Origin of the sequence: Streptomyces aculeolatus (genome assembly GCF_020400605.1) — a bacterium.
In the GTDB taxonomy this organism is placed as follows: Bacteria; Actinomycetota; Actinomycetes; order Streptomycetales; family Streptomycetaceae; genus Streptomyces; species Streptomyces aculeolatus.
The window spans coordinates 433,833-448,585 of record NZ_JAINRD010000001.1 but is presented as its reverse complement, the minus strand read 5'-3'; the positions used below and the strand labels follow the sequence as shown (position 1 = coordinate 448,585).

Below are 14,753 nucleotides of genomic sequence, written 5' to 3'. Positions count from 1 at the left end.
CCCTCCATCAGGTATTTCTGACCGTTCATAGGCCATTTGCAGCACGCCGGAATTAGCTATGGAGAAGGGGGGCGTGTGACTCCAGGGACCGTCCCCGGGGGCCAGCTCGCCCGCAGCGGCTCCGGCACGTGCGCCAGCGCCTCCCGCACGGTGCGGTACGTGGCGATCACGTCGGTGCTGCCCGTCTGCTCCAGCAGGTACGTCACCCGGCGGCCGACGGCGGCGAGCAGCAGCTCGCCGCCCTGCCGGCGCAGCAGCCAGCGCACCGCGAAGAGGCAGTTGAGGCCGCGGGAGTCGCAGAAGGTGAGCGTGGTCAGGTCGAGCACCAGGTAGCGGTGCCCGGAGTCCACGCTCGACCCGAGGGTGTCGAGGAACAACCGCTCGCCCCCGTGGTCCAGCTCGCCGCCGACGCGGATCACCGCGCACTCCGCGGTGGAGCTGAGCGTGTCCAGCGTCAGCCGGTGTCCCTTCATCAGCCCTCCCTGCGCCTGGGGTCTGTCGTTTGGATCTTCGCCGGGCTCGCGGCGGCTCCCTGATCCGGCAAGACCCAAACGACAGACCCAGGGGCAGCGGTACACGGCTTCAGCTCACCACCGTTTGACCGCCCTGGCGGCCACGTGTCCGATCATGAGGTACACGACGGCGGCGATCCCGTAGTTGAGCATCACCCGCCACCAGTCGGGGTCGACGGTGAACATGTCGCGCGACCAGCCGGCCAGCCAGCCGGCGAGGTCGTGCACGAAGTCCACGAAGTCGTTCGTGCGGTTCGCGTCCAGGATGAAGAGGAGGATCCAGAGACCGATCACGAACGCGGCCAGATCCGCTATCGCGACGAGTACCGCCGCCGCACTGGGTCTGCTTCTGTTCGACATGGACGGCGTCTTGCCAGGTAACGAATCGATAAACGCCGCTCCGGTACGGTCTCCGGTGGCGTGCGTCACGGGCCGAACCGGGCGTACGACACCGGCATGGCGGGGACGCGCGCGGCCCGCGGCGCCGTGAGAATGCCGCCATGAGCGTCGCCGTCTGCCTCTTCACGTCCGACCTGCGGCTGCACGACAACCCCGCGCTGCACGCCGCCGTACGCGCCGCCGACGAGGTCGTGCCGCTGTTCGTGTCGGACGACGCCCTCGCCCGGATCGGCTTCGCGCCGCCCAACAGGCGGGCGTTCCTGGCGGACTGCCTGGCCGGCCTCGACGAGGGGCTGCGGGCGCGCGGCGGCCGGCTCGTCGTCCGCACCGGCGACCCGGTCCGCGAGGCGGTCCGGGTGGCGGCGGCCGCGGGGGCCGACGGGGTGCACGTCGCCGCGGGCGTCAGCGCGTACGCGCAGCGCCGCGAGGCCCGGCTGCGCGAGGCGCTCGCGGCGGACGGGCGGCGGCTCACCGTGCACGACGCGGCCGTCACCGTCCTGGCGCCCGGCGCGGTGACGCCGCAGGGGCGGGACCACTTCGCGGTGTTCACCCCGTACTTCCGCCGCTGGTCCACCGCCCCGCAGCGCACGCCGCTGCCCGCGCCGCGCCGCGTCCCGGTGCCGGCCGGCGTCCGCTCCGCGGCCCCGCCCGCCCGCGCGGCGGTCTCCGGCACCTCCCCCGGCCTCGCCCGCGGCGGCGAGAAGGAGGGCCGGCGGCGCTTCACGGCGTGGCTGCGCGCCGACGCGGCCGCGTACGAGGAGCGCCACGACGACCTCCCCGCCGACGCCACCTCCCGGCTCTCCCCGCACCTGCACTTCGGCAGCGTGTCCGCGACCGAACTCGTCCACCGCGCCCGCGCGGCCGGCGGACCGGGCGCCGACGCCTTCGTCCGGCAGCTCGCCTGGCGCGACTTCCACCACCAGGTGCTCGCCGCGCGCCCCGACGCCGCCCACGCCGACTACCGCCCGCACGGCGACCGCTGGCGCACGGACGCCGCCGAGACCGAGGCGTGGCGCGCGGGGCGCACCGGCTACCCGATCGTCGACGCCGCGATGCGGCAGCTCGCGCACGAGGGCTGGATGCACAACCGCGGGCGGCTGCTGACGGCGAGCTTCCTGACGAAGACGCTGTACGTGGACTGGCGGGTCGGCGCCGCGCACTTCCTCGACCTGCTGGTCGACGGCGACATCGCGAACAACCAGCTCAACTGGCAGTGGGTGGCCGGGACCGGCACCGACACGCGGCCCAACCGGGTGCTCAACCCGCTCGCGCAGGCGCGGCGTTACGACCCGCGGGGCGAGTACGTGCGGCGGTGGGTGCCGGAGCTGGCGGGGGTCGCGGGGGCGGCGGTCCACCGGCCGTGGACGCTGCCGGAGGGGGAGCGGGCGGGGCTGGGGTATCCGGAGCCGGTGGTGGGGCTGGCGGAGGGGGCGGACCGGTTCCTGCGGGCGCGGGGGAAGCGGTGAGGCGTGGCGGCGTGGTCGTAAGGACGCGTACAGCCGTCACGTACGCAGGGAGCAGTCGCCGCACGTGCCGCCGCCGGGCACCCGGTAGTAGAGGCAGCAGCTGCGGCGCCGGAAGGCCGGGCCCGGGCCGGTGAACAGCCCCGTGCCGGCCAGCCGGCCGGTGCGCAGCAGGGCGTCGGTGAGCCGGGTCAGCGGCTCGGCCTGCGCCGGGCGGGCGGCGCGCAGCGCTGCGGCGGCGCCGACGAGTGCGGAGGCGGCGTTGCCGTGGAGCAGGCCGGCGGCGACCTTGACGCGCAGCCCGGCGGCGAGCGGCTCCAGGTGCCGGGTCACCACCGCGTCGTACAGCACCTCCGGCAGCCGGTCCGCCGCGGGCGCCGGCCACCCGGCGGGCGCGGGGAGCCGCAGCGCGGGCCCGTCGTCGGCGCGCTGGAGGCCGGCCAGGTCCGGTACGACGCCGTGGAGGAGGGCACAGGCGAGCACGGGCGACCAGAGCCGGGAGGCGTGGCCGAACTGGACGAGGGAGGCGCCGATGCGGAGTTCGGCGGTGCCGTAGCGGCCGGCGGTGGCGGCGACGAGGTCGGCGGCGCCGCGGGCGTAGGTGTCACCGACGGGATGCCAGCCGTCGCCGGATCCGCCGACGGCGAGGGCGAAGAACGGGCCGATGCCGGCGACGTCGTCGAGCGCGGCGGCGACGACGCCACCGGGCAGCGGCGGTTCGGGAACGGGACTCACGGAGCTGTTCACAGGGCTCCTTCCGGGGCGGGGTGGGGCGGATCGGGTGGCTGGACGGCCGCCGCGGGCGGATTCCCGTACGGGAGCAGTGTGATGTGCGGGCGGTCCGTGGCCGGGTGGACGGCCACCTCCGCCGCCACCCCGTACACGTCCGCGAGCAGCTCCGGCGTCAGCACCTCCGCCGGTGGCCCGGCGGCGACCGTGCGGCCGGCCCGCAGCACGCAGATGCGGTCGCAGAACGCGGCGGCCAGGTTGAGGTCGTGCAGCGCGACGAGGGCGGTGGCGCCGAGGCCGCGGACGAGGCGCAGCGCGTCGAGCTGGTGGCGCAGGTCGAGGTGGTTGGTCGGCTCGTCGAGGACCATCGTGCCCGCGCGCTGAGCCAGCGCACGCGCGATGAGCACCCGCTGCTTCTCGCCCCCCGACAGCCGGTCGAACGGCGCCCCGGCCAGCTCCCCCGCCCCGACCGCCGCGAGGCTGCCGGCGATGACGGCGCGGTCGGCGTCGTCGTCGCCGGCGAAGGCGCGCTTGTGGGGCGTACGGCCCATGGCCACCACGTCGTACACCGTCAGCTCGAAGGCGCCCGGGATCTCCTGGAGCACCGCGGCGAGCCGCCGCGCCAGCCGCTTGGCGGGCAGGTCGCGGACGTCCTCGCCGTCCAGGAGTACGCGCCCGGACGTGGGCCGCAGCGCGCGGTAGACGGTGCGCAGCAGCGTCGTCTTGCCGGCGCCGTTGGGGCCGACGAGGCCGACGACCTCGCCGGGCGCGACGTCGAGGGACACCGCGTCGACGAGCGTGTGCCCGCCCGCGGCCACGGTGACGGACTCCAGCCGCAGCGCGCCGGGGGCACCGGGCGGGGCGGCGGTCACCGGGCCGCCCCCCGCCGCATCAGCCAGAGGAAGAACGGCCCGCCCGCCAGCGCCGTCAGCACCCCGACGGGGATCTCCTCGGGGCTGACGACCGTACGGGCCGCCAGGTCGGCGGCGATCAGGAACGCCGCGCCGAGCAGCGCCGCCGCGGGCAGCGCCCGCCGGTGGTCGGCCCCGACGAGCAGCCGCACCACGTGCGGCAGGATCAGGCCGACGAACCCGATCGCCCCGCTGACCGCGACCGCCGCGCCGACCATCACGGCGACCAGCGCGAACATCGCGGAGCGGAAGCGGTGCACGTCCAGCCCGAGGGCGGCGGCGGCCTCCTCGCCGGCGAGGAGCAGGTTGAGCGGGCGGGCGACGGCGAGCAGCGCGACCGTGCCGAGGACGGTGACGGCCAGCGGGATCCAGATCAGCCGCCACGTGCTGCCGGCCAGCCCGCCGAGCATCCAGCGCAGGGCGGCCTGCGTCTTGTGCGGGTCGCCGGAGGTGACGATGAGGAAGCCGACGACGGCGGACAGCACCTCGGCCATGGCGACGCCCGCGAGCACCAGGCGCAGCGGTGTCATGCGGCCGTCGGTGCCGAGGGCGAGGAAGTAGACGGCGACGAGCGCGCCGAGGGCCCCGGCGAAGGCGGCGAGCGGCAGCGTGAACATGCCGAGGACGGTGACGTTGAGGACGACGACGAGCACGGCGCCGACCGTGGCGCCCGAGGAGATGCCCAGCAGCATGGGGTCGGCGAGCGGATTGCGTACGAGCGCCTGCAACGCCATGCCGCACACCGCGAGCCCCGCCCCCACCGCCCCGGCGAGCAGCACCCGCGGGAGGCGTACGTCCCACACGATGGTCTCGCGCACGGGGGCCCAGGCGGGCTCGGCGAGGGCGGGGTGGATGCGGTGGAGGAGGATGCCCCAGACCTGGCCGGCGGGGATGCGGACGGAGCCGAGGGCGATGGCGGCGGTGGCGGCGAGCAGCACGAGGGCGCCGAGGGCCAGGAGGACGAGGAGGAAGGAGAGCCGCCGCCCCTTCCCCTCCGTCGCCGCCACCGTCACCGGAAGCGGTCGGGGTGGAGCTGGCGGGCCAGCGAGTCGACGGCCTCCGGGACCCGTACACCCAGGACGGTCGAGGACAGCGGGAGGACCGCGAAGCGCTCGTTCCGTATCGCCGGGACGTCCTTGAGCGCGGGGTGGGTGAGCAGGAACCGCTTCTTGTCGGCGACGGACTGCTCGCCGTAGTCGTAGATGAGGACCACGTCCGGCGCGCGGGCGGCGACCTGCTCGAACGACACGTCGCCGAAGGGCTTGCCGAGGCCGGCGAAGACGTTCGCGCCGCCGGCCAGCTTCATGATCTCGTTGCCGATGCCGCCGCCGCCCGCGGTGAACGCCGTCCTGTCCCCGCTGTCGTAGACGAAGACCTGCGCGGGCTCGGCGCCGGCGACCGCGCCGCGTACGGCGTCGAGCGTCTGGTGCAGCTCGCCGAGCAGCTTCTCGGCCCGCCGCGGGACGCCGAACACCTCGGCGACGGTGCGTATCTCGCGGTCCATGAGGTCCACGGTCACGGGCGGCTCGGCGCACGCCTCCAGACTGAGGTACGAGTCGATGCCGGCCCCGGCGAGCGCGTCGCGGCTGCGGCCCTCCTCGAAGGTGCTGGCGAACCCGCCGTAGACGAAGTCGGGTTCGGCGGCGAGCAGCGCCTCGTACGAGGGGTACTCGTCGGCGATCACCTCGATGCCGTCGTACGCCTCGCGGTACGCGGGCGGGATCTCGTCGTCGAGATAGCCGGTGCCGGCCATCGACTCCTCCAGCCCGAGCGCGAGCATGATCTCGGTGACGTGCTGGTTGAGGGTCACGGCCCGCTCCGGCGGCCGCTCGTAGACGGTCTCGACCCCGCAGTTGCCGACGGTCACGGGAAACCCGGCCGGCGACCCACCGCCGCTGTCCTCCCTGGCGGGACCGCCGCAGGCGGCGGCGCACAGCAGGAGAGCGGGAACGAACACACGCAACGGCCGCACCACCGGGCCGCGCAGAAGGGCACGCACGACGACGCACGCTCCTCTCCGGGGAAATCCGCCCCAGATTCGCCGAGGAGGCGACGACGTGAGTCTCCTGGCTCTCGGTTCACCGCCGGCCCCTGGCCTTCCCACCCGCACGGGGCAGTGGCCTGTTTCGGAGCCGACTCACCGATCACAGTGGCGGGACCGCACCGGATTCACACCGGCTTCCTCGTTCCGCCGTCACCTTTGGACCGCCATCATCGCAGACGAACCCCGGCCGGGGGGAGAGGGGGTGCTAGCATGGATATCAAAGATGGCGCTATTGATATCAGCGGAGGTGCATGGTGAGTCGTACGGTGATCGACCTGGACGACGACCTGCTCGCCGACGTCGCTCAGACCCTCGGCACGAGCACCAAGAAGGAGACGGTCAACACCGCTCTGCGCGAGGTGCTGGAGAACCGGCGGAGGGCTCTGGCTCTCACGCGGCTGCGGGCCGCGGCGGAGGAGGGGGCCTTCGAGCTCGACCTTCTCGAGGACAAGCGGAACTACCGCGGGTGAACGCGGCGCAGTACCTCATCGACACCAGCGCCCTCGCCCGGATGATGCGCGGTGACGCCGAGCAGTTCGGGTGGGACCGCGCGGCCGCGGCGGGGCTCGTCGCGGTCTGTCCCATCACCGAGCTGGAGTTCCTCTACAGTGCCCGCTCCGCCGACGACCGGGAGCGGGGCGTGGAGGACCTGCGGACGCTCTTCGGCTGGGTGCCCGTCGACGACCGGGCGTACGACCGCGCCTGGCAGGTACAGGAGGCGCTCACCAAGCGGGGGCAGCACCGCGGTGCGGGCCCGGTCGACCTCGTCGTCGCGGCCACCGCGGAGTTGCAAGGGCTGACCCTGCTGCATCGCGACCGGGACTTCGACTGCATCGCCGCCGCAACCGGGCAAGCCCTGCAGTGGTACGGACCCGAAGCGGGGAAGTGATCGTGCACCCAGCTAGGATGTAATGCATGGATTCCGTGCGTGACCCTTACGAGATACGTCCCGGGGTGCCCTCCGTCGAGGTCTACCGGCGGTTGCGGACCGGGGCCGGGCTGTCGGACAAGTCGGCCGAGGCCGCCGCCGTCGCACTGCCGAACACCTGGTACGGCGTCGTCGTGCACCACCGCGGGGCGCCCGTGGGGATGGGGCGGGTCGTCGGGGACGGCGGGACCGCGTTCCAGGTGGTCGACATGTGCGTGCTGCCCGAGCACCAGGGGCAGGGGCTCGGGAAGCAGATCATGGCCGCGCTGGTCGCGGAGCTGGACCGGCGGGCGCCCGCCACCGCGTACGTCTCGCTGATCGCCGACGGGCCCGCGCGGTTCCTGTACGGGAAGTTCGGCTTCGCCGACGTCGCCGGGCACGGCTCCGTCGGCATGTACCGCACCGCCTGAGCCGCCCCGCGCCCGCGCCGCCGCCCCCGCGCGTCCCGCCCCCCGCCTCGTACGGCCATACGATGGGCGCATGCCGGAGCGCGACACCGCCCCCTCGCCCACCCCCGCCGTCCACCGTCACGAGTGGACGCCCGACCGGGACCAGCTCGAAGCCGCGAGCACGGTGTTCGCCCTGCTCGCCGACGCGACGCGGCTGCACCTGCTGTGGCTGCTGGCCGAGGGCGAGGCCGACGTCACCGAGCTGGCCACCGCCAGCGGCGCCGCCCGGCCGGCCGTCAGCCAGCACCTGGCCAAGCTGCGCCTCGCCAACCTCGTGCACTCCAGGAAGGAAGGCCGCCGCGTCGTCTACTCGCTGCGCGACGGGCACCTGCGCGGCCTCGTCGTCGAGGCGCTCAACCACGCCGACCACCTCATGACCGGCGAGCCCTGGCACTCCTGAGCCCCACCCGGGCGACACCCGGTCCACGCCTGATCCACATCTGAGCCACGCCCTCACACCTTCTTTCCACCCCCGGGAATACCGCCCGCGCCCCCCTCTGTTTAACATGTGCGTATATGCGCACACGAGCAAAGGAAGAGGCCAGGGCCATGTTCTCCGTTCTCCGCAACCGCACCTACAGACACCTCTTCACCGCCCAGGTCATCGCCCTCGTCGGCACCGGCCTCGCCACCGTCGCGCTCAGCCTCCTCGCCTACGACCTGGCCGGCGGCAACGCCTCCGCCGTCCTCGGCACCGCCCTGGCCGTCAAGATGGTCGCCTACGTCGGCATCGCCCCCGTCATCGGCGCCTTCGCCGACCGCATCCCGCGCCGCGCCCTCCTGGTCGCCGCCGACCTGCTGCGCGGCGTCGTCGCGCTCGCGCTGCCGTTCGTGACCGAGGTCTGGCAGATCTACGTGCTGATCTTCCTGCTCCAGTCCGCCTCCGCCGCGTTCACCCCGACCTTCCAGGCGACCATCCCCGAGGTGCTCCCCGCCGAGCGCGACTACACCCGGGCGCTGTCCCTGTCGCGGCTCGCGTACGACATGGAGAGCCTGTTCAGCCCCGTGCTCGCCGCCGGGCTGCTGACGCTCATCACCTACGACCGGCTCTTCCTCGGCACCGCCGCCGGCTTCGTCGCCTCCGCCGCGCTGGTCGTCTCCGTGGCGCTGCCGAAGCCGGCGCCGCGCGAGGAGGGCGCCGACGGCGGCGGGGTCTTCGCCAAGGCCGCGTACGGCATGAAGCTCTTCGGCTCCGCGCCGCAGCTCCGCGCGCTCCTCGCGATCAACCTCGCGGTCGCGGCGGCCGGCGCGATGGTCGTCGTGAACACCGTCGTGCTGGTACGCGACCACTTCGCCCGCTCGGTCGGCGACGTGTCGCTCGCCCTCGGCGCCTTCGGCGCCGGGTCGATGGCCGTGGCGCTGGCGCTCCCCCGGGTGCTGGAGCGGGTCGGCGACCGCGCGGTGATGCTGCCGGCGGCGTTCGTGCCGGCGCCGGTGCTGGCCGTCGTCGGGGCGGGCCTCGCGGCGGGCGTACGGACCTGGCCGGCGCTGCTCGCCGCGTGGGCCGTGCTCGGGGCGGCGACCTCGGCGATGGTGACGCCCACGGGGCGGCTGATCCGCGGCGCGGTGCCGGGGCGGGCGGACCTGCCGGCGGCGTTCGCGGCGCAGTTCTCGCTGTCGCACGTCGCGTGGCTGCTGACGTACCCGCTGGCCGGGTACCTGGCGGCGCGGGCGGGGACGGGCGTGGCGGCGGGCGTGCTGGCGGCCATCGGGCTCGCGGCGGCGGTGGCGGCGGTGCTGCTGTGGCGGCCGGCGGGCGCGGAGCGTACGGCCGGTTCGTATCTGCCGGCCCGCCGGGAGCGGCTCACCCGGGACCGCACGACCACCGCGGCGTAACGCGGATCACCCCACTCGTCATACCCCCGGGGGGTATATCTGCTACGCTGATCACCAGAAGCACGGCACCGGACTCGAAGGGCAGGAAACCCACCATGAACGCCACGCACCACCAGCACGACGCCGCAGCCCACGGCCACCACGACGCCCACGCGCAGCACGCCCACCACGTGCCCGCGGGCCCCGCCGGCCTCACCGGCTCCGAGGACGGCTACACGCTGGAGCTGGTGACCACCGCGCTCCCCGCGGGCACCGAGACCGAGCTGCGCTTCCGCCTCCTCGGCGCCGACGGCAGCCCCGTCGCCGACCTCGCGCCCATCCACGACAAGCTGGTCCACCTGATCGTCGTACGCCGCGACCTCACCCGCTTCGTCCACGTCCACCCCGCGGTGGCGGACGACGGCACGTGGTCCGTCCGCGTCCGCCTCCCCGAGGACGGCGACTACCGCGCCTACGCCGACTTCGCCCCCGCCGCCCTCGGCCGCACCCTCACCCTCGGCGCGGACCTGACGGCCGGCGACGGCGCCGGCCCCGCGCACGAACTCCCCGCGCCCGCACCCGCCTTCACCGTCGACGGCCGCGAGGTGACGCTCACCGGCGAACTGGCGGCGGGCGAGGGGCGGCGCCTGGAGTTCTCGGTCGCCCGCGACGGGCAGCCGGTCACCGACCTGCAGCCCTACCTCGCCGCGTACGGCCACCTCGTGGCGCTGCGCCTGGAGGACCTCGCGTACGTGCACGTCCACCCCGACGGCTCCCCCGGCGACGGCACGACCGCCCCGGGCCCCGTCGTGGCGTTCCATGCGCAGGTGCCGGGCCCGGGGACGTACCGGCTGTTCCTCGACTTCAAGCACGAGGACGCCGTGCGCACCGCGGAGTTCACCGCGGTGGTCGCGTGAGGGCGGCCGGCCCGTGCCGGCGCCCCCGCCGGGCTACCCGCCGACCGGGTAGTTGCTGCGGAACACCCCCTGCGGGTCGCGGGCGCGCTTGACGGCCCGCAGGCGGGCCAGGCTCCCGGCGCCGAAGGCGTCGGCCGCGCTCTCGCCGGGCCCGAGGAACGTGTACGGCTTGCGGCCCGACACGTACGAGCCGAGCGCCTCCAGCAGCCCGTCGCGGCGCGGGGGGATGCCGGCGGCCACCTCGGGGGAGAACGGGACGCCGAAGAAGTACAGGAGGTACGGCTCCGCCAGCGCGCCGTGCGGCGAGTCCGAGGGGCGGGCCAGCGCACCGCCGACGTGCCGGAGCTGGACGCTGAGCAGCGGGTCGATCGGCTCCGCGAGGAGCGCGTCGACCACGGTGTCGTCCAGCGCGGTGAGCAGTTCGCCACGGCCGATGCCAGGACTGGGGTCCGTGGGCTCGCCGGTGATGGTGCCCAGCTCGTGGACGGGCAGCACGGTGCGGGTGTCGCCGATCCGGCCGTCGATGCCGTCGAACGGGCGCAGCAGCGCCGCCCCCGCGTCCCCCGCGCCCTCGCCGAGGTACGTGGCGTGGACGGCGATCATCGGGTCGGCGCCGGGGATGTTCAGCAGGCCGGTCCAGACGGTCAGCTCCTCCGGCGCGGCGGCGGTCACCGCGCGATAGGCGTCCAGCACCTCCCGGGCCCGCGCCGCCGGCCAAAGCATCTGGCCGCCGTAGAGGGCGGGCGCGGGGTGCAGGCGGAACTCCGTGGCGGTGACGAGCGCGTAGTCGCCCCCGCCGCCCCGCAGCGCCCAGAACAGCTCGGGGTCGGACTCGGCGGTCACCCTGGCGGGCACGCCGTCGGCGTCGACGACCTCGAAGGCGGTGACGGAGTCGGCCGCCCAGCCGTGCGCGCGGCTGAACCAGCTGACGCCGCCGCCCAGCGTGTAGCCCGTGACGGAGACGACGGGCGAGCTGCCGGGCAGCCCGGTCAGCCCGTGCCGCGACGCCTCCTCCTGCACGTGCCCCCACTTCACCCCGGCGCCGGCCCGTGCGGTCCGCGCCGCGGGGTCGACCCGCACCTCGTCCAGCAGCCGGGTACGCAGCAGGACGGCGCCCTCCACCGCCCCCGACGCGCCGTGCCCCGCGGGCTGCGCGGCGACGGCGACACCGGCCCGGCGCGCGTAGCGGACCAGGGCGGCGACGTCGTCGGCGTCGGCCGCCTCCACCACGGCGGCGGCGGACGGCTGCGGAACGGCGACATTCCACGGCTGGGTGGCCGGCTCGAAGCCGTCGTCGCCGGGCAGGAGCACCCGGCCGCGGACTGCGGAGCGGAGTTCGTCAAGGTTGCCCATCTCGGATCCTTACGGAAGTCGCCAACAAACGGTGCAGATACGAGCATCGCGCGCGGGTCTGACACCGGGACACCCGGGACACCCGCACCGGCAGGATCTTCCGGGACGAAGAGGACGACGCGGCCGGCCTCGGGAGGCCTAGAAGCGCCCGGGATCCCGCGCCAGCCGCCCGCGGACGTACACGAGCGCCGCGCCCGCGTCCAGCTCGCCCGCGTCCACCGGCACCGTCCGCCACGGCGTGCGCGCCAGCACCCGGCGGGTCAGCTCCGTCTCCTCCCGCAGGTGCGCCGCCGCCGACTCCAGGTCCCGTACGTGCCGCGTGCCCGGCGACGAGCCCAGCTTCGCCACGTACCACTGCGCCCACCCCTCGCCCTCCCGGGCCACCGCCCGGCGCAGCGCCGCCTCGGGGTCGTCGTGCACGTAGACGACGCTGACCTCCGCCGACGCCAGCGCCCGCACCAGGTCCGCCACCACACCCGCGACGGCGTCCTCGTCGTGGCCCCACGCCACGAGCGACGGCACGAACGGCACCAGCGCGTCGGTCACCAGCACCTCGGTCCCGGCGGCGACCGCCTCCGCGACGTACGCGCGGACGCACGCGACCAGCGTCGCGGGGCGCACGGAGCCCGCGCCGTCCGCGAACTCCCCGGCCACCGGGCGGAACGCCTCCCGCGCGAGGATGTCGGCCTCCTCGAAGTGGTCGACCACCGCCCCGCCTTCGCGCAGCGCCGCCGCGAGGCCGCGGCAGAGAGTGGACTTGCCGACCCCGGGACTGTTCCCGATCACGGACACGAGCTGAACGGTCATCGCCGCAGTCTCGCAGCCGTCGCCGGGGCGCGCGGCGGGAGGGCGGCGGTGGGTGCGATGTCCGGACGTGCTGTGGTCTGCACCACCTCCGGCAGTGTGAGATAGGTCTCACCGCCGCACTCCTTATGGGGATTCTTCGTGCTCCGCGGGATTCCGGCGCTGGCACATTGTTGCGGCGTCGAGGACCCTCCCCCCTCGCGACGGAAGGGACGCCAGGACAGTGACGACGATCTACTGCCCGCGTTGCGACAGCCGGCACGACGCGTCGGGAGCGCCGTGGTGCGCGCCTGCGCGGAACGTGCCCGCGATCCCCGAGGTCTACGGGACCCTGGGCTCGCCGGCGCTGCAACTGCCCGCCGCCACGCAGCCGGGGCCCGCGCCCGGGGACCTGGAGCTGTTCGAGGACCACGGCAGAACGGCACCCGCCGCGGAGGAAGCCGCCACCGCGGACGCGGGCGACGGCGGCGTGGGGGCCGAACTCGTGCCCGTACAGCCGCGGCCGCGGTCGCGGCACCGGCGCTACAAGCCCCGCAACAAGCGGCTCGCCGGCCTCGCGGCGGCCGGGATGACCGTGCTGTCCGGCGGGCTGCTCGCCGCGAACGCCATGGGCGGCGGCGGAGGCCCCCGTACGGACGAGGCCGTGGCCCGCGCCGACACCCCCGTGCAGCCGCTCCCGTCCGAGGAGCCCGACACCGACGACGGCGGCCCCGGCCCGGACGGCGACCGCCCCACGGGCGCGGCGCAGCCGGACGGCGCGGAGACCGCCGACCCGCGGACCGGGCCGACGAAGGCGGCCCGCGGCGCCGACCGGCCCACCCGGAGCACGGAGCCCACGACGGACAGCCCGGAGCCGACGACCACCACTCCCGCGGAGGGCCGCGTCACGACGCCGGACACCGCGGAGCCGGAGTCGTCGTCCCCGTCCGCCGGCACCGAGACGCCGACTCCCACGCCCACGCCGAGCGACGAGGGCGACAGCGGCGGCGGTTCGGGCGGATCGGGCGGCTCCGGCGGCGGCTCGGACGAGGACTCCGACCGCGGCGGCATCGACCTCGACATCCCCCTCCTCCCCGGCCTCCTCTGACCCCGGCACCGATCCCGGTACCGACACGGACTCCGGAACGCGTCACCCGCCGCTCCGCGCCGCCACGACCACCCCGCGGAACGGCACCGCGACGGCCAGCGCCACCAGGACCAGCGCCCCGCTCGCCCACAGCGGCCCGCGGTTCCCGCCGGCGCCGATCGCCGCCGCGGCGACCAGCGGCCCGGCCACGGCACCGACGTTGAGCGCCGCCGTGGCGTACGCCCCTGCCATCGTCGGGGCGCCGGCGGCCTCGTACAGCACCCGCGTGATCAGCGTGCTGCCCACCGCGAACGACAGCGCCCCCAGCACGCACACGAGCCCCAGCAGCGCGACCGGGTACGCGGCCAGCAGCGCCAGCGCCGGCCAGCCGGCCAGCAGCAGCGATCCGCCGACCGCGACGACCGCACCGGGGCGCACGTCCGCGAGCCGCCCCGCGAGGGTGACGCCGGCGAACGACCCCGCTCCGAAGAGCACCAGCACGACCGAGATCCACGGCTTGGCCAGCCCCGCGGTGTCGGTCACCAGCGGCGCCAGGAAGGTGAAGCTGCCGAACGTGGCCGCGTTCACCAGCGCGCCGAGCAGCATGACGAGGATCAGCCGCGGGCTGCCGAGCCGCGCCAGTTCCGACCGCAGCGCCGGCCCGCCGGCCCCGCCCGCCCGCGCCCGGCGCCCCGGGATCCCCACGAGGATGCCGAGCGCCGCGGGCAGGCACAGGACGGCGACCGCCCAGAACGTGGCCCGCCAGCCGAACGCCGCGCCCAGCAGCGAGCCGCCCGGCACCCCGGCGATCGTCGCCACCGTCGTGCCGGACAGCAGGACGGCCAGCGCACGCCCCTTCCGGTCGGCCGGTACGAGCCCGGCGGCGGTGGTCAGCGCGACGGCGAGGAACCCCGCGTTCGCCAGCGCGGCGACCACCCGGGTCGCGAAGAGCACGGCGAAGCTGCCGGTGACGGCGCCGGCGACGTGCGCCGCCGAGAACACGAGGACGAACGCGAGGAGCGTGCCGCGCCCCGGCCGGTTGCGGGCGAGTGCGGCCACGAGCGGGGCACCCACGACCATCCCGACGGCGAAGGCGGAGGTGAGGGTGCCGGCCGTACCGACGGAGACGTCGAGGTCGGCGGCGATGTCCGGCAGCAGGCCGGCGAGCATGAACTCCGAGGTGCCCATGGCGAAGACGACCAGGGCGAGCAGATAGAGCGGGAGGGGCATCGAGGGGCTCCGAGACGAGGAGAGGCGGGGAAGGAAGGCGTCTCGGTCACCACGGTCGGCCCGCGGGGGGGGCGCACCCGGGCCGGGCCGCGGTCAGGCGGCGGTACGGCGGGGCTGCGGACTCAGTGGTTCA

Annotated in this window: 17 protein-coding genes and 1 riboswitch; of the genes, 8 read left to right on the top strand and 9 right to left on the bottom strand. The window is 75.3% G+C overall.

The features are described 5' to 3' along the window. Positions 1-56: 56 nt before the first annotated feature. Positions 57-473 (bottom strand): STAS domain-containing protein, encoded by a 417-nt coding sequence (locus tag LG396_RS01870; protein ID WP_037753358.1) that lies wholly within the window; start codon positions 471-473, stop codon positions 57-59. Positions 474-587: 114 nt separating this feature from the next. Continuing rightward, entirely contained in the window at positions 588-872 is a 285-nt protein-coding gene (locus tag LG396_RS01865; RefSeq protein WP_027741427.1) for a hypothetical protein, read from the bottom strand. A 140-nt stretch (positions 873-1,012) separates the two neighbouring features. Between LG396_RS01865 and LG396_RS01860 the strand changes: the two genes are divergently transcribed. Further along, the gene (locus LG396_RS01860; protein ID WP_225793301.1) at positions 1,013-2,377 is read left to right on the top strand and encodes a cryptochrome/photolyase family protein; all 1,365 of its coding nucleotides are present in this window, start codon (positions 1,013-1,015) and stop codon (positions 2,375-2,377) included. A 36-nt stretch (positions 2,378-2,413) separates the two neighbouring features. Here LG396_RS01860 and LG396_RS01855 read toward each other — a convergent pair whose 3' ends face one another. Genes LG396_RS01855 through LG396_RS01840 form a run of 4 tightly spaced genes read right to left on the bottom strand, consistent with a single transcriptional unit; the run spans position 2,414 to position 6,013 of the window. Continuing rightward, positions 2,414-3,121: a (2Fe-2S)-binding protein gene (locus tag LG396_RS01855; protein WP_225793300.1), complete on the bottom strand. Its 708-nt coding sequence runs from the start codon at positions 3,119-3,121 to the stop codon at positions 2,414-2,416. Further along, positions 3,118-4,002, bottom strand: a complete 885-nt coding sequence (locus LG396_RS01850) for an ABC transporter ATP-binding protein (protein WP_225793627.1) — start codon at positions 4,000-4,002, stop codon at positions 3,118-3,120. The genes LG396_RS01855 and LG396_RS01850 overlap by 4 nt, the downstream gene beginning before the upstream one ends. After that, positions 3,972-5,021, bottom strand: a complete 1,050-nt coding sequence (locus LG396_RS01845) for a FecCD family ABC transporter permease (RefSeq protein WP_225793299.1) — start codon at positions 5,019-5,021, stop codon at positions 3,972-3,974. The genes LG396_RS01850 and LG396_RS01845 overlap by 31 nt, the downstream gene beginning before the upstream one ends. A 2-nt stretch (positions 5,022-5,023) precedes the next feature. Beyond that, positions 5,024-6,013: an ABC transporter substrate-binding protein gene (locus LG396_RS01840; protein ID WP_225793298.1), complete on the bottom strand. Its 990-nt coding sequence runs from the start codon at positions 6,011-6,013 to the stop codon at positions 5,024-5,026. 44 nt (positions 6,014-6,057) lie between these two features. Further along, positions 6,058-6,239, bottom strand: a riboswitch (cobalamin riboswitch). A 73-nt stretch (positions 6,240-6,312) separates the two neighbouring features. Between LG396_RS01840 and LG396_RS01835 the strand changes: the two genes are divergently transcribed. The 6 genes from LG396_RS01835 to LG396_RS01810 all read left to right on the top strand — a co-directional run bounded on the left by LG396_RS01835 (position 6,313) and on the right by LG396_RS01810 (position 10,167). Further along, on the top strand, positions 6,313-6,528 hold the full coding sequence (locus tag LG396_RS01835) for a type II toxin-antitoxin system VapB family antitoxin (RefSeq protein ID WP_225793626.1): 216 nt from the start codon (positions 6,313-6,315) through the stop codon (positions 6,526-6,528). Then, positions 6,525-6,947: a PIN domain nuclease gene (locus tag LG396_RS01830; protein ID WP_225793297.1), complete on the top strand. Its 423-nt coding sequence runs from the start codon at positions 6,525-6,527 to the stop codon at positions 6,945-6,947. Before LG396_RS01835 ends, LG396_RS01830 begins: the two co-directional genes overlap by 4 nt. A gap of 26 nt (positions 6,948-6,973) precedes the next feature. Beyond that, positions 6,974-7,396 (top strand): GNAT family N-acetyltransferase, encoded by a 423-nt coding sequence (locus LG396_RS01825; RefSeq protein ID WP_225793296.1) that lies wholly within the window; start codon positions 6,974-6,976, stop codon positions 7,394-7,396. 70 nt (positions 7,397-7,466) lie between these two features. Further along, a complete protein-coding gene (locus tag LG396_RS01820) occupies positions 7,467-7,835 on the top strand; it encodes an ArsR/SmtB family transcription factor (protein WP_018836538.1) in 369 nt (122 codons plus the stop codon). Positions 7,836-7,984: 149 nt separating this feature from the next. Further along, positions 7,985-9,271 (top strand): MFS transporter, encoded by a 1,287-nt coding sequence (locus LG396_RS01815; protein ID WP_225793625.1) that lies wholly within the window; start codon positions 7,985-7,987, stop codon positions 9,269-9,271. A gap of 95 nt (positions 9,272-9,366) precedes the next feature. Beyond that, the gene (locus LG396_RS01810) at positions 9,367-10,167 is read left to right on the top strand and encodes a DUF8832 domain-containing protein (protein ID WP_225793295.1); all 801 of its coding nucleotides are present in this window, start codon (positions 9,367-9,369) and stop codon (positions 10,165-10,167) included. A gap of 33 nt (positions 10,168-10,200) precedes the next feature. On the opposite strand, the gene LG396_RS01805 is transcribed toward LG396_RS01810, so the two are convergent. Continuing rightward, entirely contained in the window at positions 10,201-11,520 is a 1,320-nt protein-coding gene (locus LG396_RS01805; protein WP_225793294.1) for an FAD-binding oxidoreductase, read from the bottom strand. Positions 11,521-11,658: 138 nt separating this feature from the next. Continuing rightward, complete coding sequence (locus LG396_RS01800; RefSeq protein WP_225793293.1) at positions 11,659-12,327, bottom strand: hypothetical protein; 669 nt, start codon at positions 12,325-12,327, stop codon at positions 11,659-11,661. Between the two features lie 298 nt (positions 12,328-12,625). On the opposite strand from LG396_RS01800, the gene LG396_RS01795 reads away from it, so the two are divergent. Further along, a complete protein-coding gene (locus LG396_RS01795; protein WP_225793292.1) occupies positions 12,626-13,411 on the top strand; it encodes a hypothetical protein in 786 nt (261 codons plus the stop codon). A gap of 42 nt (positions 13,412-13,453) precedes the next feature. Here the strand turns inward: LG396_RS01795 and LG396_RS01790 are convergent, their stop codons facing one another. Continuing rightward, positions 13,454-14,620 (bottom strand): Cmx/CmrA family chloramphenicol efflux MFS transporter, encoded by a 1,167-nt coding sequence (locus LG396_RS01790; protein WP_225793291.1) that lies wholly within the window; start codon positions 14,618-14,620, stop codon positions 13,454-13,456. Positions 14,621-14,753 lie beyond the last annotated feature (133 nt).